1 protein-coding gene is annotated in these 434 nt (G+C 66.6%); it reads right to left on the bottom strand.

The genetic code is table 11. The features are described from left to right. Positions 1-434 (bottom strand): serine dehydratase beta chain (locus tag AC1DD3_RS22120; protein WP_476882532.1); only part of this gene is annotated, 434 nt, incomplete at both ends.

Below are 434 nucleotides of genomic sequence, written 5' to 3'. Positions count from 1 at the left end.
TGGTCCCGGCTTTCCTTCAGGAGCCGCTCGTGCCAGTCGGGAGCACGACGGCGGACCTTCAACCCGCCGGGCAGCAGCCCCTCGCGCTTGAGGCTGGTCTCCACGCAGCCCTCCATCACCGAGTAGATGTGAAGAAGCCCTTCGCGGATTTCAGCTTCGGGGCGGGACGCGCGCTCGTTGACCAGCATGATCTCGCCGATCGAGAGTCCCTTGGACTGGCACCGGCCCAGCAGTTCCGCGGCGGTCCGGAATGGCAGCGGAAGCTCCTTCTTGGACTCCTCAAGTTCCTGCTGGGCCGCGTCCTCCTCGCCCTCGCGGACGATGAATCCGCCGCCCACCGAGAAGAAGGTGGCGGTGTGCAGCACCCCGCCGTCGGAGTCGGAGACCGTGAAGGTCATGCCGTTGGTGTGCCTAGGCAGGATCGTCAGCGGACG

Source organism: Arthrobacter sp. 05T444 (assembly GCF_056395905.1).
The sequence above is the reverse complement of the archived record's forward strand: the minus strand, read 5'-3'. Positions and strand labels throughout refer to the sequence as shown.